The following is a 24,269-nucleotide window of genomic DNA, read 5'->3' as shown; positions in this document are numbered from 1 at the left end:
TCGACCATCGCCTTCATGCGGGCGATCCTGGAGGCAGGCGGCTTGGCCGCGCACGTCTACACCTCGCCCCACTTGGTGCGCTTCCACGAGCGTATCCGCATCGGTGGCATCGGCGGCGGCCACTACGTGCCCGAGGACCGCTTGGCCGAGGCCTTGGCCCGGTGCGAGGCGGCCAACGCCGGCGATCCGATCACGGTGTTCGAGATCACCACGGCCGCAGCCCTGCTGCTGTTCTCCGAGGGGCCGGCCGACGTACTGCTGCTGGAGGTGGGCTTGGGCGGCCGGGTCGACGCCACCAATGTGATCGACAGGCCCGCGGCGGCGGTGGTCACGCCGATCGGGCGCGACCACGCGGAGTACCTCGGCGACACCGTCGAATCGGTAGCGATCGAGAAGGCCGGCATCTTCAAGCGCGGCTGCCCGGCGGTGATCGCGGCGCAGGACTATGCCGAGGCGGATGCCGTGCTGTGCCGCCGCGCCGAGGCGGTCGGCGCGACCCCCGTCCTCGTCGGCAACCAGGATTTTTCCGTGCACGAGGACAGCGGGCGCCTCGTCTACCAGGACGAGGTCGACCTGTTCGACCTGCCCAGGCCGCGGCTGATCGGGCGCCATCAGTTCACCAACGCGGGCACCGCCATCGCGGCGCTCCGCGCGGCAGGCTTCGGCGACATCGGGATCGCTGCGGTCGAGGCCGGCCTGCGCAACGTCGACTGGCCGGGTCGGATGCAGCGGCTCGGGCGCGGGCGGCTCGCCGCCCTCGTCCCGGCCGGCGCCGAACTCTGGCTCGACGGCGGCCACAACATCGACGGCGGCCGCATCCTCGCCACGGCGCTGGCCGATCTCGGCGAGCGCAGCGATGTGCCGCTGGTGCTCATCGTCGGCCTGCTCGGCACCAAGGATGCGGAAGGGTTCCTGCGCCACTTCGTCGGGCTGGCCCGCGCCCTGATCGCCGTGCCGATCGCCGGGCAGATGGCGGCGCGCCCGGCCGAGGAGGTGGCGGGAATCGCAGCCCAGGTGGGGCTGAACGCGCGGGTCGCCCCGAGCATCGAGGCGGCCCTCGCCACGGTCGCCGACATCGCCTTCGAGCAGCCGCCGCGCATCCTGATCTGCGGCTCGCTCTACCTCGCGGGCGCGGTCCTGACCGCCAACGGCACGCCGCCAACCTGACTTCAGAACGGGGTCCTGCGCATCCGACGACGCGCAATGCTGCACAACGCGAGACCGACAACTCAGACGCGACCGGCCTGTTGCCGATGCGCTACATCTTGACCGTCGGAAATCACCTATCGTGCCGAAGGATCGGGCATTGGGATGGGGATCATCGACATGAAAAAGCTACTCGCATCGTTGGCAGCGTTCACGGCGCTGACCGCCGCTGCGTCCGCAGCGGACCTTCCGCGCCGCGCGCCGCCGCCGGTGTTCACGCCGGTTCCGGTCTTCACCTGGACCGGCTTCTACTTCGGTATCAACGCGGGCTACGCGTTCGACGCCGGCGAAGACCGGAAGGTCTACGGCCTGCCGGCCGGCTCCGTGGTCGGTTCGCCGGACACCAACGTGCTCATCGCCACGACCAACCAGGGCCAGTCGGACGGCTTCAGCGGCGGCGCGCAGATCGGCTACAACTATCAGTTCACTCCGGGCAGCGGCGTCGTGATCGGTGTCGAGGCCGATGCTCAGTACCTTGATACCGGTCGCCGTGCCATTGGAACCCAGAACTTCACCTATACGGGCAATGGAGGCTTCGCGTTTGCGGTTCCGCCGCGAGCAGGCATTGTGACCCGCGGCAACGGCCTCGACTACTTCGGCACCGTTCGCGGCCGCATCGGCTACGCCTTCGACCGCGTCCTGTTCTATGGAACCGGCGGTTTTGCCTACGGCTCTGGCGAGCAGGACCAGAACTTTTCCTCGATCGGCCTCGGCAGCAGAGACGAGTTCCGGACCGGCTACGCCGCCGGCGGGGGCGTCGAGTACGCGCTTCCGACCGACTCATTCCTGAACTTCTTCCGATCCTCTGCAGTTACGCTGAAGGTCGAAGGTCTGTATGTCAGCCTCGATCGCAGTCGAAATACTGTTGGCGGCATTTACTCTGGAGCACAGAACCTCGTCTACATTGCCGGTGGCGCCCGCGAAACCGAGTTCGCCGTCGTCCGCGCCGGCCTGAACTACAAGTTCGGCTCCTACTAGGCCGCGCTTCCGGACCACGGGCCGCTCAGAGCCCGGGTCCGGCACGATCGGGTCTCGAAACGGAGAAAGCCCGGCCTCACGGCCGGGCTTTCTTCTTGGGTCCTCGCCTGATGAGAGCCTTCGCCAAGCGCTGTAAGAAGGAAGCTCGCCTCCGCCACGGAGGCGAGCTTCCTCTATGGAAAACCATCAGGCGCTGGCGGTCTGCGCGCTGATCCAGCGGGCGAGATCGCCCTTGGGCGCCGCGCCGACCTTCTGGTCGACCCGCTCGCCGTTCTTGAACAGCAGCAGCGTCGGGATCGAGCGGATGCCGTACTGCGAGGCGATGCCGGGGTTCTCGTCGACGTTGACCTTGGCGATCTTCACCCGGCCCTGCATGTCCGTGGCGATCTCCTCGAGCGCCGGGCCGATCTGCCGGCAGGGGCCGCACCACTCCGCCCAGAAATCCACGACCACGGGCTCTACGGACTTGAGAACGTCCTGCTCGAAGCTCGCGTCGGTCACTTTCACCGTCGCCATCACGCGTCCCTTTCGAAAGATCGCACGGCTGCCTGCCGCAGGCTTTGCCCGATCGATGTCTTAGAAGTGGCGGCCGGGCCCCGCGCGGTCAAGGCGAACCCGCCCGGCCGCATGGCGGTGTCCCGCGCCCATCATGCCGCGCCGCCTCGGCGACGGTCGAAAGCCCGCGCGGGCCGGGACGGCGCTCGCATTGCCGCCCGCCCTGCTCCATCTGCACCGAACGCTCCCGAAGACCGGCGCAACCGGCAGAGCGCGCCTATCCGCGCTGGTCGCTTCCCAGGAGGATCACAGGTGACGCGCATCAAAACCCTCGTTCTCGCCGCCGCGGCGGCGCTGGCATCCGGTCCGGCCGCACGGGCCTGGGCGGGGGCCGAGCCGCGCCCGTCCCGCATCGAGGGCGGCGCGTTCGCCGCGCCGTCCGCTCCGGGCGCGGGCAGCCCGGCGGAGACCGCGCCGCCGAACACGACCTACGCGCCGCTGCTGCCGAACCAGACCCGGGCGCCCAGGCCCGCGGAGGCCGCCAGGGTCGACGTCGCGACAATGGTGACGGGTTTGGCGAGCCCGTGGGCGATGGAGTTCCTGCCCGACGGCCGGATGATCGTCACGGAGAAGGCCGGCACGATCCGGATCGTCGCCCGGGACGGAACCCCGGGTCCGGCGGTCGCGGGCGTCCCGAAGGTCGATGCCCGCGGGCAGGGGGGGCTCCTCGACATCGCGCTGAGCCCGGACTTCGCCGCCGACCGGACGCTCTACGTCAGCTACGCGGAGCCGCGCGAGGGGGGCAACGGCACGACGGTCGCCAGGGCCAAGCTCGCGGAGGACGGCAGGGGCGGCGGCAGGCTGGAGGCGGTGAAGGTCATCTTCCGCCAAGTGCCGACCTATGCCGGCGACAAGCACTTCGGCTCGCGCCTCGTGCCCAACGCCGACGGCACGCTCTACGTGACCGTCGGCGAGCGCTCCGACGCGGTGACGCGCGTCCAGGCGCAGGACCTCGGCAGCGGGCTGGGCAAGGTGTTCCGCATCGACGCCGACGGCAACGCGCCGAAGGACAACCCCTTCTTCGGCAGCGACAAGGCGAGGCCCGAGATCTGGTCCTACGGCCACCGCAACGTGCAGGCGGCCGCCCTCGACGGGCAGGGACGGCTCTGGACCGTGGAGCACGGCCCGCGCGGCGGCGACGAGCTGAACCGGCCGCGGCCCGGCCTGAACTACGGCTGGCCGGTCGCCAGCTACGGCATCGAGTATTCCGGGGCCAAGCTCGGCGCGGGCCTCACCCAGGCGCCCGGCACGGTGCAGCCGGTCTACTACTGGGACCCGGTCATCGGCCCCTGCGGCATGGCGCTCTACACCGGCGGCCTGTTCCCGGCCTGGAAGGACGCCTTCCTGGTCGGCGGCCTCGTCAGCGGCGGGATCGTGGTGCTGCGACGCGACGGCGACACGGTCGTCACCGAGGAGCGCGTACCGCTCGACGCCCGCATCCGCGACGTGCGCGTCGGTCCGGACGGCGCGGTCTACGCCGTGACCGACGGCCCGGACGGTCGCATCCTGAAGCTGACGCCCAAGGCCCGCGAAGGCTGATGCCGAACCTCGGTGAGCCGGGCTCATCGAGGTTCGGTCCCGTGACTGCGCGCCGGCCTGATGCTGGAGGGGTCGAGTGACCGGCTGAGCCGCGGCCTGATGCGGGTGAAAGCGGGAAGCCGCCTGGGCGGGCCGGTTGTGGCGGCTCGGCCTCGCCTGATCGCGGCTTGGGATCGCGGCTTGGGATCGTCGCGCCGGGTCCGCTCCGGCATCGGCCTGTCCTTCGGCTTCTTGCGGCGGCCGCGAGAGACGAAGACGTTCTGAGCCGGTGTCTCGCGCTGGTCGGGCGGCCTCCAGGCATCACCGGCGCTGGACAGCCAAAGGCGTGCGGGCCACTCTCGCCCGTCCTCTGCCACATCCGCGGAAGCCTTGATGGCGCACGAACACCACCATGAGCATGACCACGCGCACGGCGAGCTCTCGCCGATCGAGGCGCGGGTGCGGGCGCTGGAATCGATCCTGGTGCAGAAGGGCTACGTCGAGCCGGCGGCGCTGGACGCGCTCGTCGAGATGTACGAGACGCGGGTCGGCCCGCACAACGGCGCCCGGGTGGTCGCCCGCGCCTGGATCGATCCGGCCTACCGTGCGCGTCTGCTCGCGGACGCCACCGCGGCAATCGCCGAGCTCGACATCGGCGGGCGCGGCGGCGAGCACATGGTCGTGGTCGAGAACACGCCCGAGGCGCACAACCTCGTCGTCTGCACCCTGTGCTCCTGCTACCCGTGGCCAGTGCTCGGCCTGCCCCCCGTCTGGTACAAGGCGCCGCCCTACCGGGCACGCGCCGTGATCGACCCGCGCGGGGTGCTCGCCGAGTTCGGCCTCATCCTGCCCGGGACGACGCGGATCACCGTGTGGGATTCCACCGCCGAGCTCCGCTACATGGTCCTGCCGATGCGGCCCGCGGGCACGGACGGGCTCGACGAGGCCGCGCTCGCGAGCCTCGTCACCCGCGACGCGATGATCGGCACCGGCTTGGCCCGAGCCCGGCCGTGAATGGCGGCCAGGACCTCGGCGGCATGCACGGCTTCGGCGCGATCGCGCCCGAGCCGGACGAGCCGGTCTTCCACGCCGATTGGGAGAAGCGCGTGTTCGCGCTCGCCATGGCGATGGGCTTCACCGGTGCCTGGACGCTCGACGGCAGCCGCGCCGCCCGCGAATCGCTGCCGCCGGGCGAGTACCTCCGCGCGAGCTACTACATGATCTGGCTGAGGGCGCTCGAGGGCCAGCTCGCCGACCTCGGCTTGGCGCAGCCGGAAGAAGTGGCGCGCGGCACGCCTGACCTGCCGGCCGTCCCCATCGCGCGGGTGCTGACCGCCGACATCCTGGCGCCGCGCTTCCGCGCCGGCTTCCCGAGCGACCGGCCGGCCCCGGCGCCGGCGCGCTTCTCCGTCGGCGCGGCGGTGACGATGCGCAACATCCACCCCTCCGGCCACACCCGCCTGCCGCGCTACGTCCGCGGACGACGCGGCCGGATCGAGGCGGTGCACGGCGCCTTCGTCCTGCCCGACACCAACGCCCATGGCCGGGGCGAGAACCCGGACTGGCTCTACACGGTGGGATTTGCGGCACCTGAGCTCTGGGGCGAGGAGGCCGACCCGAACGGCCGCGTCACCGTCGCCGCCTTCGAGCGCTACGTCCTGCCAACGGCCGCGGCGTGAGCCTGCCCGAGGCCGGTCCCTTCGCCGCGCCCTGGGAGGCGCAGGTCTTCGCCCTCGTGGTGGCGCTGCGGGAATCCGGCCTGTTCACCTGGGGCGAGTGGGCCGAGACGCTGGGGGCGACGATCCGTCCGGCCGGCGGCCCCGAGGCGGCCGCCGATTACGCGAGCTGGCTCGGCGCCCTGGAGGCGCTCCTGGCGGCCCGCGGGGTGACCGACGCCGCGGCGCTTACCGCCCGCCGCGACGCCTACCTTCGCGCGGCTCGGGCGACGCCGCACGGCGCGCCGATCCTGCTGGAGAACGACCCGCTGCACGACGCGTGACGAGGCGGTGATCATCCCGGGTGCCGCGCGATCCTGCCTCCTCTCCCGGGCGGGAGAGGGGACCCGCGCCTCGTCCGGACGATGTTCGGAGAAGGCCGTACCGCTGATCTTCCCTCATGCCATCACGCGGCCCCGCCGCGGCCCGGCGAAGGCGGCGAAGCGCAGCATCGAAGCCGTCCACGGAGTGAAGAAGCCGCGAGCTGTGTTCGGTTTCCGCCGCGTCGCGCCTTGTACCGGTGGGCCGACCCGCGCCATGGTCGCGAAAAATCCGAGGGAGAATGCTCATGAGTTCGGCAGCAGGGCCCGAGGTCGCTGAGTCCGTCGACGTGGTGCCGATCGAGGACGCGAGCCTCGGCGCGTTCTATCGGAGCATGACCGTCACCGAGCGGCGCACGTTCTGGGCCTGCGCCGGCGGCTGGGCGCTCGACGGCATGGACTTCATGATCTACCCGCTGGTGATCGGCACGATCATCAACCTGTGGCGGGTTGATTCGGGCACCGCGGGGCTCGCCGCCACCGTGACGCTGCTCGCCTCCGCCCTCGGCGGGTGGCTTGCCGGGTTCGTGGCCGACCGCATCGGCCGGGTGCTGACGCTCCAGATCACGATCCTCTGGTTCTCGGTGTTCTCGCTGGTCTGCGCCTTCGTGCAGAACTTCGAGCAGTTGCTCGTCGCCCGCGCGCTCTTGGGCCTCGGCTTCGGCGGCGAGTGGGCGGCCGGCGCCGTGCTGATGGGCGAGACCATCCGGGCGCAGTATCGCGGGCGCGCCGTCGGCTCGGTGCAGTCCGGCTGGGCGGTGGGCTGGGGCATGGCGGTGCTGGCTCAGGCGGTGCTGTTCTCGGCGCTCCCGCCCGAGAGCGCGTGGCGCTGGATGTTCGTGATCGGCGCAGCCCCCGCCCTCTTGGTGTTCTACCTGCGCCGCTACGTCGAGGAGCCGCAGGTCGCCGCCGAGACCCGCGCCAGGGCGAGGGCCGCCGGCGAGCAGCCGAGGCTCTGGGAGATCTTCTCCGGCCCGCTCCTGCGCACCACGATCCTGGCGTCGCTGGCCGCAGCAGGCTGCCAGGGCGGCTACTACGCAATCACCACGTGGCTCCCGCGCTTCCTCACCACCGAGCGCGGCCTGTCGATCGTCTCCTCGACCGGCTACCTCGCGGCGCTGATCGTCGGGTCGTTCGCCGGCTACCTCGTCGGGGCGTGGCTCGCCGACCGGCTCGGCCGGCGCCCGCTGTTCCTGATCTTCTCGCTCGGCGCCATCGCGGTGATCCTCGCCTACACCCAGATCCCGTTGTCGAACGCGGTGCTGTGGGTGCTGGGCTTCCCGCTCGGCTTCTTCGCCTCCGGCTACTTCTCGGGGATGGGTGCGTTCCTGACCGAACTCTACCCGACGCGGCTGCGCGGCTCGGGCCAGGGCTTCTGCTACAATTTCGGCCGGGGGCTGGGCGCGCTGTTCCCCGCGCTCGTCGGCTACCTGGCCAACAGCGTCGGCCTCGCCTCGGCCATCGCGATCTTCGCCGCCGGCGCCTACGGGATGTTCTTCGTGGCCGCCTTCGCGCTCCCCGAGACGCGGGGCAAGGTGCTCCACGCCGACGGGTAGGATTTGAGGTGTCCCGCGTCACCGAAGAATCCAAGTCGGTGCGCAGCCCTCCCCCCTCTGCGGGGGGGTGGCCCTCGCGTGAGCGAGGGTTAGCGCCGTATCCGGACTCGTCGCTCCCCTCACCCGACTTAGCTCGCGCACCATCCCTGTCCCGCAGGCGGGAGAGGGATGGTGCGCGGTCGGTGACCGGCCGGGAGAGACGAAGCCCATGACGACCGACGGCAGGCTCACGATCCGCGACTGCCCCGCCCCCGACCCGCAGATCTCCGGCCCGACGCGCTACGCCGTGCCGGCAGGCGCCGTCGACACCCACGCCCACGTCATCGGGTTGCCGCCGGCCTATCCGCTGGTGGAGAACCGCAGCTACACCCCGCCGGAAGCGGCCGCCGAGCGCTACCTCGCGATGCTGGATGCGACCGGCATGGCGCACGGCGTGCTGGTGCAGGTCAGCGTCCACGGCACCGACAACCGGTTGATGCTGGAGACGCTGTCCGCCTATCGCGAGCGCCTGCGCGGCATCGCCGTGATCCCGCTGGGCCTGCCCGAACGCGAACTCGTCGCGATGAAGGGTGCCGGCGTCGTCGGCCTGCGGCTCAACGTGCTGTTCGGCGGCGGCGTCGATTTCGAGTCCGTCGAAGCCTACGGCGATCTCGCCCGCGACATGGGCTGGCACCTCCAGTTCCTCCTCGACGCGCGCAGCCTGCCGCCGCTGGCCTCCCGCCTGTCGCGGCTGCCGGTGCCCTTCGTCGTCGACCACATGGGCCACATGCCGGCCTCGGCCGGGCTCGCCGATCCGGGCTTTTCCACCCTCGTCAGCCTCGTCCGCGACGGTGCCTGGGTGAAGCTCTCGGGCGCCTTCCGGAATTCGGTCGCAGGCGCCCCTTACGCCGACACCATCCCCTTCGCCCGCGCGCTGAACGACGCCGCGCCCGAGCGCTGCCTCTGGGGCTCGGACTGGCCCCACGTCGCGGCCTGGGACGGCCCGCCGAAGCTCGCCACGCTCCTCGACCTGATGGCGGACTGGGTGCCGGACGAGGCGCGGCGCCGAAGGCTCTTCGTCGACAACCCGCGCGTGCTCTACGGCTTCGGATGAGCCCGGCTCCGAACGTGGATGTCCGTGCGGCGCAGCGGAACCTCATACGATGACGGCCAAGCCGTTCGGGGACAACGCCCCGTCAGATCTGCAGAATTTCTCGTCGAATCCGACCATGCAGTCATCGACTGACGAGTTCGCCCCATGGCCGTGATGACGACTCGCGACATCGACGATGATCGAGGCGCGCCTTCGCATCCGCGCCGCCCTGCACGGCCGGTCGATGGAGGATGCGGCGCGCGACATCCTGCGCTCGGCCCTCTCGACCGAGGACCCGCGACCGCGCGACCTCGGCCGAGCGATCCACGCGCGGTTCGCCGCCTTCGGCGTCGACCTGCCGGATATCCCGCGCGGGCCGAGCCGACAGCCCCCCGACCTCGCGGTGTGAATCGTCCTCGTCGATCCGTGGGCGGCGGGCTGAAGCCGGGCCGGCGCCGGTGTCAGAACGTCGGCGGCGTGCAGGCGCTGACGACCTCGCAGGGGCTCGGGCCGACGCAGCGGAAGCGGTGCGGGCGGCGGCTCTCGAACAGGTAGGCGTCGCCGGGACCGAGGATGCGGCGCGCATCGTCCACGCTCACCTCCAGGCGCCCGCTGAGCACGATGCCGCCCTCCTCGCCGTCGTGGCTCAGGGCGACGCGGCCGGTATCGGCGCCGGGCTCGTAGCGCTCCCTCAGGAGTTGCAGGCTGCGCCCGAACAGGGTCTGCCCGACCTGCCGGTACGAGATCGGGCCCTTGCCGATCTCGACGAGTTCGTCCGCCGCGTAGAACGCCTTGCGCTCCGGCTCCGGCGCGAGGGCGAAGAACTCGGCCAGACCGATCGGGATGCCGTCGAGGATGCGCTTCAGGGCGCCGACGGACGGGTTCACCCGGTTGGCCTCGATGAGCGAGATCGTCGAGTTCGTCACCCCCGTGCGCTTGGCCAGCACCCGCTGCGACAACCCGTGCCGGGTGCGCACGAACCGCAGGCGCTCTCCGACATCGACGCTCATGCGGGCAGACTCCGTTGCAGGTGTTGCGGATCTCGCAACGGTTCGCACGGGCACCGTGATTTCTCAATGGCTTGGACTTTGCCAGAAAACGGCTTGTTGCGAACGGCGAAAGGGTCTCCCCTGTGCTCACACACCGCAAACCCGCCGAGGAGTCCCGCATGTCCGATCTGCACGCCCGCAAGAACGCACAGGCGATGGACGCCTTCTGGATGCCGTTCACCGCCAACCGCCAGTTCAAGGCGGCACCGCGGATGTTCGTGGCGGCGAGCGGCATGCACTACACCACCGACGACGGGCGGCAGGTGATCGACGGGACGGCGGGGCTGTGGTGCTGCAACGCCGGCCACGGCCGCCGCGGGATCGCCGCAGCGGTCGAGCGCCAACTCGCCAACCTCGACTTCGCCCCGACCTTCCAGATGGGCCACCCCATCGCCTTCGAATTCGCGGAACGGCTCGCCGAGGTTGCACCGGGCCCGGCAGGCGCCAAGCTCGACCGGGTGTTCTTCACCGGCTCGGGCTCCGAGTCGGTCGACACCGCCCTCAAGATCGCCCTGGCCTACCAGCGGGCGATCGGCCAGGGCACCCGCACGCGGCTGATCGGGCGCGAGCGCGGCTACCACGGCGTCGGCTTCGGCGGCATCTCGGTGGGCGGCATCGTCTCGAACCGCCGGGTGTTTCCGACGCTGCCCGGCACCGATCACCTGCGCCACACCCACGATCCGGCCCGCAACGCCTTCGTCAAGGGCCAGCCCGAGCACGGGATGGAACTCGCCGACGACCTCGATCGCCTCGTGGCGCTGCACGGCGCCGAGACCATCGCCGCCTGCATCGTCGAGCCGGTGGCCGGCTCCACCGGGGTGCTGGTGCCGCCGAAGGGCTACCTCGAGCGGCTCCGCGCGATCTGCGACGCGCACGGCATCCTGCTGATCTTCGACGAGGTCATCAGCGGGTTCGGGCGGCTGGGCGCCCCCTTCGCCACCGACTTCTTCGGCGTCGTGCCCGACCTCGTCTGCACCGCCAAGGGGCTCACCAACGGCACGATCCCGATGGGCGCGGTGTTTTCCGCCCGCCACGTCCACGATGCCCTGATGAACGGCCCGGACGGGATCGAGCTGTTCCACGGCTACACCTATTCCGGTCACCCGGTCGGCTGCGCGGCGGGGCTCGCCACCCTCGACATCTACCGCGACGAGGGCCTGCTCACCCGCGCCGCGGATCTGGCCGAGGACTGGGCCTCCGCCATGCACGATCTCCGCGGCCGCGCCCGCGTCGCCGACATCCGCACGATCGGGCTCATCGCCGGGATCGAGCTGGAGCCGCGCCCGGATGCCGCCGGCAAGCGCGCCTACGACGTGTTCGTCGACTGCTTCGCGCGCGGCCTGCTGGTGCGGATCACCGGCGACATCATCGCCCTCTCGCCGCCGCTGATCCTGGAGCGCGGCCAGATCGGCGAGATCGCCGGAATTTTAGGCGACGCGATCGACCGGGCGGCGTGACGCCCGCGAGTCCGATCGACCCGCCTCTCCCTCCCCCGCAGAGGCTGGCAAGATGCACCCATCTCTCGACGCGATCGGATGAAGCGCGAATCCCCTCGCCCCGCCTGCGGGGAGAGGACCGGCTGCACCCCGTCGTGCGGCCGGGAAGCGAGAGGCGAAGCCGAAGCGACGGTGAGGGGGCGGTCCCGGACGAGGCGCATCCGGTGTCGCCCCCTCAGCCTCGGCTGCCGCCTTGGCCCACGACGACGACGGGGTCGTCGCGGCCCTCTCCCCGCTTGCGGGGTGAGGGGATGCGCAGCCGACGACGCGTCAAGCGCCGGGATGTGTGAAGCCGCAAGCCCGCAGAGGGGGGAGGGAGATCGCGCCTCGCGACTGCTTGTCGGAAGATAAACCGATGCGCGACCTCACCCCTCCGACACGGCCTCCGTCCCGCACCACTCGGCGATGAACAGGGCCATCGCCGTGGTGATGCGCTCGATCGAACTCAGGCTCACCCGTTCGTCGAAGCCGTGGATGTTGTGGCTAATCGGGCCGTAGCAGAGCGCCGGCACCCGGTCGTAGAGGGCGTGCACCCGCGTATCGAGGTAGCCCGCGGTCATGAAGCTCCGGAGCTCCAAGCCGGTTGCCCGGGCGTGCGCCCGTCCGAGCACGGCCTCCGCCTCCGAACCCGCCTCCAACACGTAGCCCTCCGCGAAGAAGCCGTCGAAGGCGACCCGCGGCGGGGTGTTGGAGAGGAACGGGTCGTTGCGCGCGAAGGCGGCGACCGCCGCCTCGATCTCGGCGGCGGCCTCGGCCGCGCTGATCCCCGGATAGAGCGCGATGCGGCAGCCGATCCGGCACCACGCCGGCACCGACGAGGCCCAGTCGCCGCCCTCGATCCGGCCGACGTTGAGGTTGATCGGGTGCGCCTCGCCCTCGAAGTGCGGGCGCCCGGCCTTGTCCGCGTTCCAGCGCGCTTCGAGGTCACGCAGCGCTCCGATCACCCGGTAGGTCGCGTCGATGGCATTCGCACCGGCCCCCATCTCGCGGACATGCACCGGTGTCCCGCGCACCTCGACGGTGAACCACAGCACGCCGGTGTTGGCGCGCACCAGCTTCTCGTCCTCGGGCTCGGGGATCAGCACCGCGTCGGCCCGGTAGCCGCGCAGGTGGGTCATCAGCGCGCCGTTGCCGGTGGACTCCTCCTCGACCACCGACTGGATCGTCACGGTCGCCGCCGGCTGGAGGCCAATCCGCCTTAGCGCATCCATCGCGAAAAGGTTGGCCGCGTGCCCCGCCTTCATGTCGGCCGCGCCCCGCCCGTAGAGCCAGTCGCCCGCGATCACCGGATCGAAGGGCGGGTGCGTCCACAGGTCGAGGGGGCCCGCCGGCACCACGTCGACGTGGGCCTGGAGGATCAGCGAGCGCCCGGTCTCGGCCCGCGGCCGGTGGATGCCCACCACGATCGGCGCCTCGGAATGGCCGTCCGCGATCTTCGAGCCGCCGGGATGGGCGGCGATCTGCGCGTGATCCATCGCGAAGCGCTCCATCGCGTAGCCGCGGGCGCGAAAACTGCGGAACACGAAGTCTTGGATCGCGTGCTCGGCCCCCCGGGTCGAGCCGAAACGCACCAGCGCCTGGGTGTGGGCGACCTGGTCGGCAAAACCCTCGGCGACGGAAGCCGCGATGCGCGCGGCGAGGGCGGGGGGCAGGGTCATGCGGGAATCCTGTGTGAGCCCGGACGGCGGGCACGTCACCCGGCGACGCGCAGTCGCACAGGCGGAACGAGGTTCTGGACCGCCGAGCAATGGTACGCAAAATGCTTTTTTCGTCGGGCGATCCGCAAGCCATCATCGAGCCGGAGCCTTGGCGTGGCAACACCGATCCCGAAGCCGCCGCAGGGCGCCCCCCTGGAATCCGTCAGGCTCGGTGCGGGGCTGACCGCGATCCTCGTCCTCGCCTATTTCGGCTTCATCGGGCTCGGTGCGTTCGCGCCGGCGCTGCTGGCGCAGCCGGTCCACGCCGGCGGCACGGTGACCTGGGCGTTCGCCTACGGCCTCGGCGTGATCGGCCTCGGCGTCGGGCTCACCGGCCTCTACGTGCTCGCCGCCAACCGCGCCGAGACCCGCGGCAAGGGGGCCTGAGGCGATGCCGCACCGTCCGGCGCTCGTCGCCCTCGCCCTAAGCCTCGCCGCCGGCCCGGCGCTCGCCGCGGGCGAGCCGGCCTCCACCCTCAACCTCACGGCGATCGGGCTGTTCGTCGCCTTCGTGGCGCTGACGCTGTGGATCACGTGGTGGGCGGCCAAGCGCACCAAGTCGGCCGACGACTTCTACGCCGCGGGCGGGCGCATCACCGGTTTCCAGAACGGGCTGGCGATCGCCGGCGACTTCATGTCGGCGGGCGCCTTCCTCGGCATCACCGGCCTCGTCTTCGCGAGCGGGTTCGACGGGCTGATCTACGCGGTCGGCTACACCACCGGCATGCCGATCGTGGTGTTTCTGCTCGCCGAGCGCCTGCGCCGGCTCGGGCGCTACACCTTCACCGACGTGGTCTGCACCCGCCTCTCCGAGCGCCCGATCCGGATCTTCTCCGCCTGCGCCTCGCTGGTGGTGGTCGCGTTCTACCTCATCGCGCAGATGGTCGGCGCGGGGCAGCTCATCCAGCTCCTGTTCGGGCTTGACTACCTCTACGCCGAGTTCGTCGTCGGCGTGCTGATGATCTGCTACGTGATGTTCGGCGGCATGGTGGCCACCACCTGGGTGCAGATCGTCAAGGCCGGGCTGCTGCTCGTCGGCGGCACCCTGATCGCGCTCCTCGTGATGGTGGCCTTCCGGTTCGACTTCGGGGCGCTGCTGGCGAAGGCCGCGTCCGTCCACCCGAAGGGCGCGGCGATCCTCGCGCCTCAGTTCCCCGCCAAGGACCCGCTCTCGGCGCTGTCGCTCGGCCTCGCGCTGATGCTCGGCACCGCCGGCCTGCCGCACATCCTGATGCGGTTCTTCACGGTGCCGAATGCCCGCGCCGCCCGCGTCTCGGTGTTCTGGGCCGCGACCTTCATGAACTATTTCTTCGCGCTCACCTTCATCCTCGGCTTCGGGGCGCTGGCGCTGACGGCCGGCAACCCGGCCTACGTCGATGCGGCCGGCGCCCTTCGCGGCGGCGGCAACATGGCCGCGATTCATCTCAGCCACGCGGTGGGCGGCGACGCGCTGATGGGCTTCATCTCGGCGGTGGCGTTCGCCACCATTCTCGCGGTGGTGGCCGGGCTGACGCTCGCCGGCGCCTCGGCCGTCAGCCACGATCTCTACGCCAGCGTGATCCGGCGCGGGCAGGCGAGCGAGGGCAGCGAGGTGCGGATCTCGCGCATCGCCACCCTGGTGCTCGGCCTCGTGGCGATCGGGCTCGGCATCGCCTTCAAGGGGCAGAACGTCGCCTACATGGTGAGCTTGGCGTTTGCCATTGCCTGCTCCTCGACCTTCCCGATCCTGCTGCTCGCGCTCTACTGGCGCGGGCTGACCACGACCGGCGCGGTGGCGGGCGGCGTCGTCGGGCTGGCGAGCGCGCTCGGCCTCACCGTGCTCGGGCCTGCGGTCTGGGTGAAGGTGCTGGGCTACGCCGCGCCGCTGTTCCCCATCGATCCGCCGACGCTGGTCACCCTGCCGCTGGCGTTCGCCACCTGCTGGGCGGTCTCGCACCTCGACCGGAGCGCGCAAGGCTCGTCCGACCGGGAGCGCTTCGACCGGCAGGCCGGGACGCTGAGCCCGCAGGCCGCCGAGTAGATGTTTTGGGATGGTACCGCCGCAGTCGCGAAGGGCGCGGCGAGCGCCCCCGTCAAACGTGTGGAACCCCAAAGCATGTATCGGCTCATCAGCGCCACCCCGAGCCCCTACGCCCGCAAGGTCCGCATCGCGCTTTCCGAGAAGGGCTTGCCGTTCGAGCTGCTGACGGAGGTGCCGTGGGATTCCACCACCACGCTGCCGCGGCACAACCCTCTGGAGAAGCTGCCCGTGCTGCTGCTGCCGGACGGCGGCAGCGTCTACGAATCAAGCTACATCCTGCAATGGCTCGACCTGAAGCATCCGGAGATGCCCCTGCTGCCCGATGACGTCGACGGCATCCTCGCCGCGCGCAAGCTGGAGGTTCTGTGCGACGGCGTCTGCGACGCGATGGTGCTGACCTTCTTCGAGCGCCAGCGTGGGGACCCGAGCGCGGCGTGGCTCGCGCGCCAGCGCCGCAAGATCGACGGCGGCTTGGCCGAGATCGCCCGCCTCGTCGGCGAGCGCGACTTCGCCGTGGGTGACCGTTTCGGCCTCGGCGACATCGCGGCCGGCACCGTGGTCGGCTACCTCGCGGTCCGGTTTTCGGAGCTGCCTTGGCGGACACGCCACCCGAACCTCGCCGCCCTCAGCGACCGCCTCGAGCGACGCCCGTCGTTCCGGGCGTCGGTGCCCTACGCGCAGGCCATCACCGACCGCGTGGTGTGAGCAGGGTGCGGATCGGGCAGGCGCCATCGGACGCGGCATCGAAGAAATTCCGGACCGCACGCCGTGATTTCTCCCGTTCGCTTGGCGGATGCACGGATCGCGTGACGGAGCTTGAAAGACGTTCGCGAGCGGCGCCGTCCGGCCCTCTCTCCCGTGCGGGCTTGCGGATGCACACATCGCTCCGCGCGATCTGGAAGGAGCGCGGGTCCCCTCTCCCGTTCGGGAGAGGGACAGGGTGAGGGATGAGAACGATCCGGATAGGGCACGCCCCTCACCCCAGCCCTCTCCCCCTGGGAGAGAGGGCTAGGCGGTGCCGCGCGCGATCCACGCAGAACCGTCCTCGCAAGATCTGTGAATCCGCGAGCCCGCTCGAGAGATGGGACCCGTGCCTCCTACGATCCCGCGGCGAGACGCGCGGATGCCGTAGCTCCTGTTCGAGAGAGGGAGGCGCTTCGTCCCCACCACCCCGATGCCGTCCGACCCGTTAGTGTTCGATCGCCGCTGCGACCACGCGTCCGCATCATGAGGCTCGCCATTGCCACGGCTGTGCGCGAGGCCTAGCTCGTGCCTGCCCCCGAGAGGGCCGGCGCCGGAGCGGCCTCCGACGTGCGCAGCAATCCGTCGGAGACGTAACGCCATGGTCCGGACCCTCGCCCTGCCTGCCCTCCTGCTCGTCGTCGGCACGGTGCCGGGTCACGCCATCGACGTGCAGAAGTCGATCGACATCGCCGCCGCGCCGGCCAAGGTCTGGCAGACCATCGGCGATTTCTGCGGGATCGGCGACTGGCACCCGGCGGTCGAGACGTGTGCGCCCTCCGAGAAGGACGGCATGAAGGTCCGCACCCTCTCGCTCAAGGGCGGCGGCACGCTCGTTGAGGAGCAGGTGTCCCGCGACGACAAGGTGATGCGCTACACCTACACGATCCTGCAGGGGCCGCTGCCCGTCGCCGATTACAAGTCGACGATCTCGGTCGCGCCCGAGGGCTCCGGCTCGAAGGTGAGCTGGACCGGCAGCTTCAGCGCGAAGGGCGCTCCTGACACGGTCGCGCAGGACGCGATCAGCGGCATCTACGAATCCGGCCTGAAGGCCATCGCCGACAAGGCGAAGTAGGCGCGCGCCGGCGGCGATTGACCCTCCGGCGTCCGGGGCTCAAAAATCCTGCCGGCGCCAAGCTGCGCCGTGTCAGGGAAAGCCATCGTGCCGACGATCCGTCTCGCCACCCTCCTTGCCGCGACCCTGCTCGCGGGTTGCCAGCAGAAGGCCGCCGCGCCGTCGGTCGCGGCGCTGGCGCCCGCACCCCTCGTCCTGCCGCAGGGCGCGGGCTGCGGCCCGGCGATCGGCCGGACGCAGGCGGTGGTCGACAGCGACGTGGCGACCGGCAACCTCAACAAGCCGGTCGGCGACCGCTTCAGCGCGGACCTCGCCCGCGCCTCCGCCGCCTGCGCGGCCGGCCGCGACGGCGAGGCGCTCAGCCTGCTGGCCGCCGCCAAGAGCCGCTACGGCTATCCGTAGGATCGGTCGATTTCACCAGAGCCCCTCACGGTCGGGTCAAGGCGTGAGACGGGCCGAGACGTGCGGCCTTTCCCGGTTCATCCGCACGTTCGGTACTGAGGGCTGACCTGGGCGCTGCGCCGCGCCGTGGCCGAGGGCAGGGCGATGCTGATCGCGACCCCGGCGCTGCCGCCCGTTCCGGACGGCCGAGCCACGTTCGACCTGCCAGCCCGTCCGGCAGGCCGCCTGAGCCGAGAGCGCCGGCCGAGATCGCCGGCCAGGAGATCCCCGTCTCGGCGCCCCCGCAGCATCGAAAGTGCGGAGGAACCCGAAATTGTCGTCCGCGGAGCGGCCGTGGCCCATTGAGCGGGGCCGCGGCGGCATTACACTGTCCGCGGCGGCACGGTGGATACCGGTGGCCCGAAGGCAGCCTGAAGCGTGACGAGCCACCCGCGCGATACACCGCAATTCTACCTGACGGCGCCGTCCTCCTGCCCCTACCTGCCGGGCCAGGAGGAGCGGAAGGTGTTCACGCACCTCGTCGGTCGCCGCGCCCGCGACCTCAACGAGATCCTGACGCAGGGGGGCTTCCGCCGCTCGCAGACCATCGCCTACCGGCCGGCCTGCGAGACCTGCCGCGCCTGCATCTCCGTCCGCGTGGTGGTGGCCGACTTCGCCGCCAGCGGCAGCCAGCGGCGCATCCTCACCCGCAACGCCGACCTCGTCGGCACGCCGGAGCCCAACCATCCGGCCTCCGAGCAGTACGCCCTGTTCCGCCGCTACCTCGACGCCCGCCACGGCGACGGCGGCATGGTCGACATGACGGTCCTCGACTACGCGATGATGATCGAGGACAGCCACGTCGACACCCACCTCGTCGCCTATCGCCGCCGCGGCCCCGACACGGCGATCCACGGCCGCGGCACCGGCGGCTTGGTCGCGCTCTGCCTCACCGACGTGCTCTCCGACGGACTGTCGATGGTCTACTCGTTCTACGACCCCGACGAGGCGCACCGCAGCTTGGGCACCTTCATGATCCTCGACCACATCCGCCGCGCCCAGGCGCTCGGGCTGCCCTACCTCTACCTCGGATACTGGGTCGAGGGCTCGCGCAAGATGGACTACAAGGCCCGCTTCCTGCCCCAGGAGCGGCTGATGATGCAGGGGTGGGTGCGGGCGGAGTAGGCCCGCCCCCCCTTGTCGCTCAGAACCGCGCGATGATCTGCGCGCGGATCGTGCGGGGCGCGCCCGGGGAGATGTTGTTGTTGTTGTCGGCGGTCGCGATGTAGCGCCGGTCGAACAGGTTCTCGATGTTCACCTGGGCGCGGACGAACTCGTTCACTTGGTAGAACAGCCCCAGGTCGAAGCGGGTGTAGCCGGGCAGCCGCACCGTGTCGTCGGAGGACGCGAAGGTGTGCGTGTAGTTCAGCACGCCGATGCCAACCGAGAAGTCCCGCGTCACCGCGAACTTGTTCCAAAGGGTGAAGGCGTTGATCGGCACGAGGCCGACGGTGTTGCCGGAGACGATGGTCGGCGACGTGGCGCTGGCGATCCGCGCATCGGTGAGCGCGTAGCCGCCCGCGATCTGCCACCAGTCGGTGACGTACCCGTTGGCGCCGATCTCCAGCCCCTGCGTGCTGGTCCTGCCCGACAGGATGAAGAAGCCGGGGTTGTTCGGGTCGGCGAGCCGCTGGTTGAAGCGGTCGAGGTTGTAGATCGCGCCGGTGAGCTGGAAGCTCGGCGAAACGTCAACCTTCACGCCGACCTCGGTGTTCTCGAACTTCTCGGGCTGGGCGATGACGAGCCCTTGGGTGAAGTTGCCGATCTGGTCGCCGGAGGAGGGCAGGTAGGACACGCTGTAGCTGCCGTAGACGGCGAGGTTCGCCAGCGGCTTCAGCACGAGGCCGGCCCGCGGCGAGATCGGGTCATCGATGCGGGCGTTGGTCACCCGCGTGCGCTGGTCGGTGGAGGCGAAGTCGAAGTGGTCGTAGCGCAGGCCGCCGACGACCTGCAGCCAGTCGGTGACGTCGATCTGGTCCTGCGCGTAGACCGCGGCGAGGCCGAGGTCGTAGCGCGCGTTGGCGTCCGAGCCGCCGTTGTTGCGGAAGGTGATCGGCGTCCGGGTGATTGGCGCGAGCGGGTTGACCGTGACGCTGGTGACGAGGTTGTTGAAGAAGGCCGACTGGCGGAAGACCACGCCCTCCTGGTAGCCGAGCTCGAACCCGGCCAGCAGAGTGTGCTTGATGTCCCCGGTGAGAAACTTGTAGGTGAAGTCGTTCTGGCTGAAGTAGTTGCGCCGGTCAGTCTCGTTGCGGTAGCCGGTGATCGACACCGCCGTGCCGGCGTTGTTGACGGCGCCGCCGGGCAGCGTGTTGATGTAGTACCGCTCGTAGTCGGCAAAGCGCAACTGGCTGCGCAGCTCGACGCCGGACTCGAAGCGATGCTCCAAGGTCGCTGTGGCGATGTTGGCATCGACCTTGGTGAAGTTGACGTCCGGGTTGCCGAAGAAGGTGCGGATGTTGTCCCGGTAGCGGTAGGGCCGGCCGAACTGCGAGGGGATGCCGCGGTCGGGGAAGCGGTCGTCGTGGAAGTACTCGTAGGAGAGCTTGAGCGTCGTCTGCGGGTCGATCAGGAAGGTCATCGTCGGGTTGACGCCGTAGCGCGTCAGGTCGCCGAACTGGCGGTAGGTGCCCGAATCCTCGGCAACGCCGTTGAGGCGGAAGAACACGCTGTCGCTGATCCGGTCGCCGACATCGACCGCGACGCGCTTGTCGCCGAACTGGCCGCCGCCCGCCACGATCTCGCGGACGCGATACCCATCGGCCTCCTTGAGCACGCGGTTGACCACGCCGCCGCCGCCGCCGCGCCCGAAGATCAGGGAATCGGGGCCCTTCAGGACCTCGATCCGCTGGATATTGTACAGGTCGCGGTAGTACTGCACGTCGTCGCGGACGCCGTTGACGTAGAAGTCCGCGCTGGTGCTCTGGCCGCGGATGATGAGCTGGTCGCGGTTGTTCTCGCCCTGCGCCGGGATGAGACCGGGGACGTAGCGCAACTGCTCGGTGAGGTTCTGGAAGTTCTGGTCGAGGACCTGCTCGCGCGTCACGATGGTGATCGATTGCGGCGTGTCGATCAGCGCCGTGTCGGTCTTCGTCGCGCTGCGGGTGCGCTTGGTCAGGTAGCCGACGGTGTCGCCGTTCAGGCCCTCGACGCTGAGCTGGTCCAGCATCACCGCCGCCTCGCCGCGCGCCGGCGCCGGCGCATCGCGCAGGGTCTGCGCGTCGGCCGCCTGCGTCAGGAACGACGTGCCGAGCAGCGCCGCGAGCAGGCGCGGCGAGGGTCCTTTTTTCATGACGACGAACTCCGAACCGAATCTTTCTTCGAGCGTCGCGCGGCGCCGGTCTCGGCGCCCATGACGGTTCGGCTTTGCGCGTCACTCGGGACGGCACAAGAGCTGTACCGGAACGCCGAAAGACTATGTTTTCGATGCATTCTAAGAACGTGTGTAATCTCATGCCTAAGATGAGACGGCCCTTTACGAAAAACCTGCTTCCGTCGACCTGGATTCGTTCCAGATTGTTTCTCGGTTGTGACGGCCTGTAGCCGAAATACAACGGCGGGCAGAAGGCCGCCACCGGCTCGCGTTGAGCCGCCATGGCCGTCGTGCTAGGCGCGCGGCCTGGCCAGTTCGCAGATTGGCCGGTTCCCAAATGAGACGCCGATGATCTCCCGCTACAGCCGCCCCGCGATGACGGCGATCTGGTCGCCCGAGACCCGCTTCCGGATCTGGTTCGAGATCGAGGCGCACGCCACGACCGCGCTCAGCCGGATCGGCGTCGTGCCCGAAGAGGCTGCGGACACGATCTGGGAGAAGGGCCGCGACGCGGTGTTCGACGTAGCCCGCATCGACGCGATCGAGGCGGTGACCAAGCACGACGTCATCGCGTTCCTCACGCACCTCTCCGAGATCGTCGGGCCGGAGGCCCGCTTCGTCCACCAGGGCATGACCTCGTCGGACGTGCTCGACACCTGCCTCAACGTGCAGTTGGTCCGCGCCGCCGACATCCTGATCGCGGACCTCGACGCGCTGCTCGAAGCGCTCGAGCGCCGGGCGCACGAGCACAAGTGGACCCCCACCATCGGCCGCTCGCACGGCATCCACGCCGAGCCCGTCACCTTCGGCCTCAAGCTCGCCCAGGCCCACGCCGAGTTTTTCCGCGCGCGCGCGCGGCTGATCCTCGCCCGCGAGGAAGTCGCCACGTGCGCGATCTCCGGCGCGGTCGGTACGTTCGCCAACATCGACCCGCGGGTGGAGGCCTACGTCGCGAAAGAAATGGGACTGAGCCCCGAGCCGGTCTCGACGCAGGTGATCCCCCGCGACCGGCACGCGATGTTCTTCGCCACGCTCGCGGTGATCGCCTCGTCGCTGGAGCGGCTCTCGATCGAGGTGCGCCACCTCCAGCGGACGGAAGTGCTGGAGGCGGAGGAGTTCTTCTCGGAGGGGCAGAAGGGCTCGTCGGCTATGCCGCACAAGCGCAACCCGGTGCTCACCGAGAACATCACCGGATTGGCGCGGATGGTGCGGTCCTACGCGCTGCCGGCGATGGAGAACGTGGCGCTCTGGCACGAGCGCGACATCTCGCACTCCTCGGTGGAGCGGATGATCGGCCCGGACGCGACCATCACCCTCGACTTCGCCCTCGCGCGGATGACGGGCGTGATCGACAAGCTGCTGATCTACCCGGCCAACATGCAGAAGAACCTCGACCGGCTCGGCGGCCTCGTTCACTCGCAGCGCGTGCTGCTGGCGCTGACGCAAGGCGGAGTCTCGCGCGAGGACGCGTATCGACTGGTCCAGCGCAACGCGATGCCGGTCTGGCGGGGCGAGGGCGATTTTTTGCAGCTTCTCAAGGCGGACCCGGACGTCACAGCGGTTCTCGCGCCGGAGCAGATCGAGGCGTGCTTCGACCTCGGCTACCACTTCAAGCACGTCGACACGATCTTTGCGCGGGTGTTCGGCCAAGCCTGAGACGAAGCCTGAGCCTCCGCACGAATCCTGCTTCGGACCAACCTTCTCCGCCGTCCAGAACACGAGGCATCCGCCGTGGCGTCATCCCGCATCGTCTACCTCAACGGCGAGTTCGTGCCCTTCGATCAGGCCCGCGTACCGGTGATGGACCGCGGCTTCCTGTTCGCCGACGGGATCTACGAGGTCTCGGCGGTGATCGACGGACGCCTCGTCGACAACGCGGCGCACCTTGCCCGCCTCGACCGGTCGCTGTCCGAGATCGGTATCCGCAACCCGCACGCGGCCGCCGAATGGGAGGGCTTGCAGACCGAGCTCGTCGCCCGCAACGGCGTCACCGAGGGGCTCGTCTACATGCAGGTGACCCGCGGCGTCGCCGAGCGCGACTTCGCCTTCCCGGCCCGCGGCACGCCGCCGACGGTGGTGATGTTCACGCAAGCCAAGACCGTGCTCGCCAACCCGCTCGCCGAGACCGGGGCCAAGATCGTCACCGTCGAGGACCTGCGCTGGAAGCGGCGCGACATCAAGTCGGTGGCGCTCTTGGCCCAGGTGCTCGCCAAGCAGGCGGCGGCCGAGGCCGGCGTCGCCGAGGCCTGGATGGTCGAGGACGGGGCGGTCACCGAGGGCTCGTCGTCCACCGCCTTCATCGCGACGCGGGACGGGCGCCTCGTCACCCGTCCGCTCTCGACGGCGCTCCTGCCGGGCATCACCCGCGCGGCGGTGCTGCAGCTTGCGGACGAGGCGTCCTTGCGCGTCGAGGAGCGCCTGTTCTCCGTCGCCGAGGCGCACGCGGCGGCCGAGGCGTTCTACACCAGCGCCTCGGCCTTCGTGATGCCGGTGATCGCCATCGACGGACGCACGATCGGCGAGGGCCGGCCCGGGCCACTGACGCGGCGCCTGCGCGACCTGTACATCGGCATGGCGCGGGCGGCCTGAGCGGCGGCAGGAACGGTTTCCCGAAGCCGGGTGTTCCCCTCCCGATCAAGTCGACACAAGGGAGGTGCCACGTTGTCCAAGGTCCTGACAGGGCTCGCCGCCGTCGTGGTGAGCGTCATCGCCACCGCGGCGCTGGCCCAGAACCCCGACGTTCCGCTGAAAGGTCGCGACACCGACCCGGTGCTGCCGCCCCAGAGCGAGACGCCGCCGGACCGCGTGCGCCCGAGCGCCGACGCGCCGCCGGCCGATTCCAGCCTCAGCGACAAGCTGAGCAGGAGCGACGGCGTCATCAAGCCGCCCAACGACGACGCGCCCGGTCTCGTGAAGACGCCGCCCGACCCGAATCCCGGCTCGATGCCGGTGATCAAGCCGAACACGGACGCCAAGTAGGACGCCACGTAGGACACCGCGCTGGCGGAGACGCCGGCAGAACCGCATCCCATCGCGGCCCGCGCGGGCGCTGTGCTTGATTTCCCAGCCCGGATCGCGGAAACACCCTCACGGCAACGGGTTTTTCCGCGCGGCGAACCGTCGGGCGCCCATGAACGGGCTACGGGTCTGTAGGCAGGCATGGCGAACGTCGTCGTCGTAGGCGCCCAGTGGGGCGATGAGGGCAAGGGCAAGATCGTCGACTGGCTCTCGGAGCAGGCCGACACCGTCGTGCGCTTCCAGGGCGGCCACAACGCCGGTCACACCCTGGTCATCGACGGCGTCACCTACAAGCTCGCCCTGCTGCCGTCCGGCGTCGTGCGCGGCGGCAAGCTCTCGGTGATCGGCAACGGCGTCGTCGTCGATCCCTGGCACCTCGTCGACGAAATCGCGCGCATCCGGGCGCAGGGCGTCGAGATCTCGCCGAAGTCGCTGCGCATCGCTGACAACGCGACGCTGATCCTGCCGCTGCACCGCGAACTCGACCATTTTCGCGAGA

General features: G+C 70.2%; 24 protein-coding genes. 20 read left to right on the top strand and 4 right to left on the bottom strand.

The features are described from left to right. A partial coding sequence (locus tag ACFE8Y_RS13210) for a bifunctional folylpolyglutamate synthase/dihydrofolate synthase (RefSeq protein ID WP_375464842.1) occupies window positions 1–1,167 on the top strand: 1,167 nt, incomplete at its 5' end. Between the two features lie 159 nt (window positions 1,168–1,326). Beyond that, window positions 1,327–2,184, top strand: coding sequence for an outer membrane protein (locus ACFE8Y_RS13205; RefSeq protein WP_375464844.1), 858 nt, complete (start codon window positions 1,327–1,329; stop codon window positions 2,182–2,184). 186 nt (window positions 2,185–2,370) lie between these two features. Here the strand turns inward: ACFE8Y_RS13205 and trxA are convergent, their stop codons facing one another. After that, the gene (gene trxA, locus ACFE8Y_RS13200; protein WP_375464841.1) at window positions 2,371–2,700 is read right to left on the bottom strand and encodes a thioredoxin; all 330 of its coding nucleotides are present in this window, start codon (window positions 2,698–2,700) and stop codon (window positions 2,371–2,373) included. 291 nt (window positions 2,701–2,991) lie between these two features. Here trxA and ACFE8Y_RS13195 point away from each other — a divergent pair, with 291 nt between their 5' ends. The 7 genes from ACFE8Y_RS13195 to ACFE8Y_RS13165 all read left to right on the top strand — a co-directional run bounded on the left by ACFE8Y_RS13195 (window position 2,992) and on the right by ACFE8Y_RS13165 (window position 9,329). After that, the gene (locus ACFE8Y_RS13195; RefSeq protein WP_375464840.1) at window positions 2,992–4,278 is read left to right on the top strand and encodes a PQQ-dependent sugar dehydrogenase; all 1,287 of its coding nucleotides are present in this window, start codon (window positions 2,992–2,994) and stop codon (window positions 4,276–4,278) included. Window positions 4,279–4,650: 372 nt separating this feature from the next. After that, the gene (gene nthA / locus ACFE8Y_RS13190; RefSeq protein WP_375464839.1) at window positions 4,651–5,271 is read left to right on the top strand and encodes a nitrile hydratase subunit alpha; all 621 of its coding nucleotides are present in this window, start codon (window positions 4,651–4,653) and stop codon (window positions 5,269–5,271) included. Then, window positions 5,268–5,936: a nitrile hydratase subunit beta gene (nthB, locus tag ACFE8Y_RS13185; RefSeq protein WP_375464838.1), complete on the top strand. Its 669-nt coding sequence runs from the start codon at window positions 5,268–5,270 to the stop codon at window positions 5,934–5,936. The genes nthA and nthB overlap by 4 nt, the downstream gene beginning before the upstream one ends. Then, the gene (locus ACFE8Y_RS13180; RefSeq protein WP_375464837.1) at window positions 5,933–6,256 is read left to right on the top strand and encodes a nitrile hydratase accessory protein; all 324 of its coding nucleotides are present in this window, start codon (window positions 5,933–5,935) and stop codon (window positions 6,254–6,256) included. The genes nthB and ACFE8Y_RS13180 overlap by 4 nt, the downstream gene beginning before the upstream one ends. Window positions 6,257–6,540: 284 nt before the next feature. Next, a complete protein-coding gene (locus ACFE8Y_RS13175) occupies window positions 6,541–7,848 on the top strand; it encodes an MFS transporter (protein WP_375464836.1) in 1,308 nt (435 codons plus the stop codon). A 208-nt stretch (window positions 7,849–8,056) separates the two neighbouring features. After that, a complete protein-coding gene (locus ACFE8Y_RS13170) occupies window positions 8,057–8,941 on the top strand; it encodes an amidohydrolase family protein (protein ID WP_375464835.1) in 885 nt (294 codons plus the stop codon). A gap of 175 nt (window positions 8,942–9,116) precedes the next feature. Beyond that, the gene (locus tag ACFE8Y_RS13165) at window positions 9,117–9,329 is read left to right on the top strand and encodes a plasmid stabilization protein (protein WP_375464834.1); all 213 of its coding nucleotides are present in this window, start codon (window positions 9,117–9,119) and stop codon (window positions 9,327–9,329) included. 52 nt (window positions 9,330–9,381) lie between these two features. Here ACFE8Y_RS13165 and ACFE8Y_RS13160 read toward each other — a convergent pair whose 3' ends face one another. Further along, entirely contained in the window at window positions 9,382–9,930 is a 549-nt protein-coding gene (locus ACFE8Y_RS13160) for a cupin domain-containing protein (RefSeq protein WP_375464833.1), read from the bottom strand. A 158-nt stretch (window positions 9,931–10,088) separates the two neighbouring features. Between ACFE8Y_RS13160 and ACFE8Y_RS13155 the strand changes: the two genes are divergently transcribed. Further along, a complete protein-coding gene (locus ACFE8Y_RS13155) occupies window positions 10,089–11,426 on the top strand; it encodes an aspartate aminotransferase family protein (RefSeq protein ID WP_375464832.1) in 1,338 nt (445 codons plus the stop codon). Between the two features lie 404 nt (window positions 11,427–11,830). Here the strand turns inward: ACFE8Y_RS13155 and ACFE8Y_RS13150 are convergent, their stop codons facing one another. Then, on the bottom strand, window positions 11,831–13,123 hold the full coding sequence (locus tag ACFE8Y_RS13150) for an ArgE/DapE family deacylase (RefSeq protein WP_375464831.1): 1,293 nt from the start codon (window positions 13,121–13,123) through the stop codon (window positions 11,831–11,833). Window positions 13,124–13,276: 153 nt separating this feature from the next. Here ACFE8Y_RS13150 and ACFE8Y_RS13145 point away from each other — a divergent pair, with 153 nt between their 5' ends. The 6 genes from ACFE8Y_RS13145 (at window position 13,277) to ACFE8Y_RS13120 (ending at window position 18,564) form a co-directional block, all read left to right on the top strand. Beyond that, window positions 13,277–13,549 (top strand): DUF485 domain-containing protein, encoded by a 273-nt coding sequence (locus ACFE8Y_RS13145; RefSeq protein WP_375464830.1) that lies wholly within the window; start codon window positions 13,277–13,279, stop codon window positions 13,547–13,549. 4 nt (window positions 13,550–13,553) lie between these two features. After that, on the top strand, window positions 13,554–15,182 hold the full coding sequence (gene actP, locus ACFE8Y_RS13140; RefSeq protein ID WP_375464829.1) for a cation/acetate symporter ActP: 1,629 nt from the start codon (window positions 13,554–13,556) through the stop codon (window positions 15,180–15,182). 75 nt (window positions 15,183–15,257) lie between these two features. Continuing rightward, window positions 15,258–15,887 carry a glutathione S-transferase family protein gene (locus tag ACFE8Y_RS13135; protein WP_375464828.1) on the top strand — a complete coding sequence of 210 codons (630 nt, stop codon included), beginning with the start codon at window positions 15,258–15,260 and terminating at the stop codon, window positions 15,885–15,887. 637 nt (window positions 15,888–16,524) lie between these two features. Continuing rightward, on the top strand, window positions 16,525–16,998 hold the full coding sequence (locus ACFE8Y_RS13130; protein ID WP_375464827.1) for an SRPBCC family protein: 474 nt from the start codon (window positions 16,525–16,527) through the stop codon (window positions 16,996–16,998). Between the two features lie 84 nt (window positions 16,999–17,082). Beyond that, window positions 17,083–17,400 (top strand): hypothetical protein, encoded by a 318-nt coding sequence (locus ACFE8Y_RS13125; protein ID WP_375464843.1) that lies wholly within the window; start codon window positions 17,083–17,085, stop codon window positions 17,398–17,400. A 417-nt stretch (window positions 17,401–17,817) separates the two neighbouring features. Further along, window positions 17,818–18,564, top strand: a complete 747-nt coding sequence (locus tag ACFE8Y_RS13120) for an arginyltransferase (RefSeq protein WP_375464826.1) — start codon at window positions 17,818–17,820, stop codon at window positions 18,562–18,564. 19 nt (window positions 18,565–18,583) lie between these two features. Here ACFE8Y_RS13120 and ACFE8Y_RS13115 read toward each other — a convergent pair whose 3' ends face one another. Continuing rightward, complete coding sequence (locus tag ACFE8Y_RS13115; protein WP_375464825.1) at window positions 18,584–20,731, bottom strand: TonB-dependent receptor; 2,148 nt, start codon at window positions 20,729–20,731, stop codon at window positions 18,584–18,586. A 369-nt stretch (window positions 20,732–21,100) separates the two neighbouring features. Here ACFE8Y_RS13115 and purB point away from each other — a divergent pair, with 369 nt between their 5' ends. The 4 genes from purB to ACFE8Y_RS13095 form a co-directional block, all read left to right on the top strand. Next, window positions 21,101–22,408, top strand: coding sequence for an adenylosuccinate lyase (gene purB, locus ACFE8Y_RS13110; RefSeq protein ID WP_375464824.1), 1,308 nt, complete (start codon window positions 21,101–21,103; stop codon window positions 22,406–22,408). Window positions 22,409–22,483: 75 nt separating this feature from the next. Next, complete coding sequence (locus ACFE8Y_RS13105) at window positions 22,484–23,341, top strand: D-amino-acid transaminase (protein ID WP_375464823.1); 858 nt, start codon at window positions 22,484–22,486, stop codon at window positions 23,339–23,341. Between the two features lie 72 nt (window positions 23,342–23,413). Then, complete coding sequence (locus tag ACFE8Y_RS13100) at window positions 23,414–23,731, top strand: hypothetical protein (RefSeq protein ID WP_375464822.1); 318 nt, start codon at window positions 23,414–23,416, stop codon at window positions 23,729–23,731. A gap of 180 nt (window positions 23,732–23,911) precedes the next feature. Further along, a partial coding sequence (locus tag ACFE8Y_RS13095; protein WP_375464821.1) for an adenylosuccinate synthetase occupies window positions 23,912–24,269 on the top strand: 358 nt, incomplete at its 3' end.

Source organism: uncultured Methylobacterium sp. (assembly GCF_964242245.1).
Classification (GTDB): domain Bacteria; phylum Pseudomonadota; class Alphaproteobacteria; order Rhizobiales; family Beijerinckiaceae; genus Methylobacterium.
The sequence above is the reverse complement of the archived record's forward strand: the minus strand, read 5'-3'. Positions and strand labels throughout refer to the sequence as shown.

What these genes read in the sequence shown, in the direction of transcription:
- nthA (WP_375464839.1), top strand. Translation starts at nt 4,651, where the DNA reads ATGGCGCACGAACACCACCATGAGCATGACCACGCGCACGGCGAGCTC.
- ACFE8Y_RS13160 (WP_375464833.1), bottom strand. Translation starts at nt 9,930, where the DNA reads ATGAGCGTCGATGTCGGAGAGCGCCTGCGGTTCGTGCGCACCCGGCAC.
- ACFE8Y_RS13115 (WP_375464825.1), bottom strand. Translation starts at nt 20,731, where the DNA reads ATGAAAAAAGGACCCTCGCCGCGCCTGCTCGCGGCGCTGCTCGGCACG.
- ACFE8Y_RS13150 (WP_375464831.1), bottom strand. Translation starts at nt 13,123, where the DNA reads ATGACCCTGCCCCCCGCCCTCGCCGCGCGCATCGCGGCTTCCGTCGCC.
- ACFE8Y_RS13170 (WP_375464835.1), top strand. Translation starts at nt 8,057, where the DNA reads ATGACGACCGACGGCAGGCTCACGATCCGCGACTGCCCCGCCCCCGAC.
- actP (WP_375464829.1), top strand. Translation starts at nt 13,554, where the DNA reads ATGCCGCACCGTCCGGCGCTCGTCGCCCTCGCCCTAAGCCTCGCCGCC.
- ACFE8Y_RS13135 (WP_375464828.1), top strand. Translation starts at nt 15,258, where the DNA reads ATGTATCGGCTCATCAGCGCCACCCCGAGCCCCTACGCCCGCAAGGTC.
- ACFE8Y_RS13175 (WP_375464836.1), top strand. Translation starts at nt 6,541, where the DNA reads ATGAGTTCGGCAGCAGGGCCCGAGGTCGCTGAGTCCGTCGACGTGGTG.
- ACFE8Y_RS13155 (WP_375464832.1), top strand. Translation starts at nt 10,089, where the DNA reads ATGTCCGATCTGCACGCCCGCAAGAACGCACAGGCGATGGACGCCTTC.
- ACFE8Y_RS13165 (WP_375464834.1), top strand. Translation starts at nt 9,117, where the DNA reads ATGATCGAGGCGCGCCTTCGCATCCGCGCCGCCCTGCACGGCCGGTCG.
- ACFE8Y_RS13130 (WP_375464827.1), top strand. Translation starts at nt 16,525, where the DNA reads ATGGTCCGGACCCTCGCCCTGCCTGCCCTCCTGCTCGTCGTCGGCACG.
- purB (WP_375464824.1), top strand. Translation starts at nt 21,101, where the DNA reads ATGATCTCCCGCTACAGCCGCCCCGCGATGACGGCGATCTGGTCGCCC.
- ACFE8Y_RS13205 (WP_375464844.1), top strand. Translation starts at nt 1,327, where the DNA reads ATGAAAAAGCTACTCGCATCGTTGGCAGCGTTCACGGCGCTGACCGCC.
- trxA (WP_375464841.1), bottom strand. Translation starts at nt 2,700, where the DNA reads ATGGCGACGGTGAAAGTGACCGACGCGAGCTTCGAGCAGGACGTTCTC.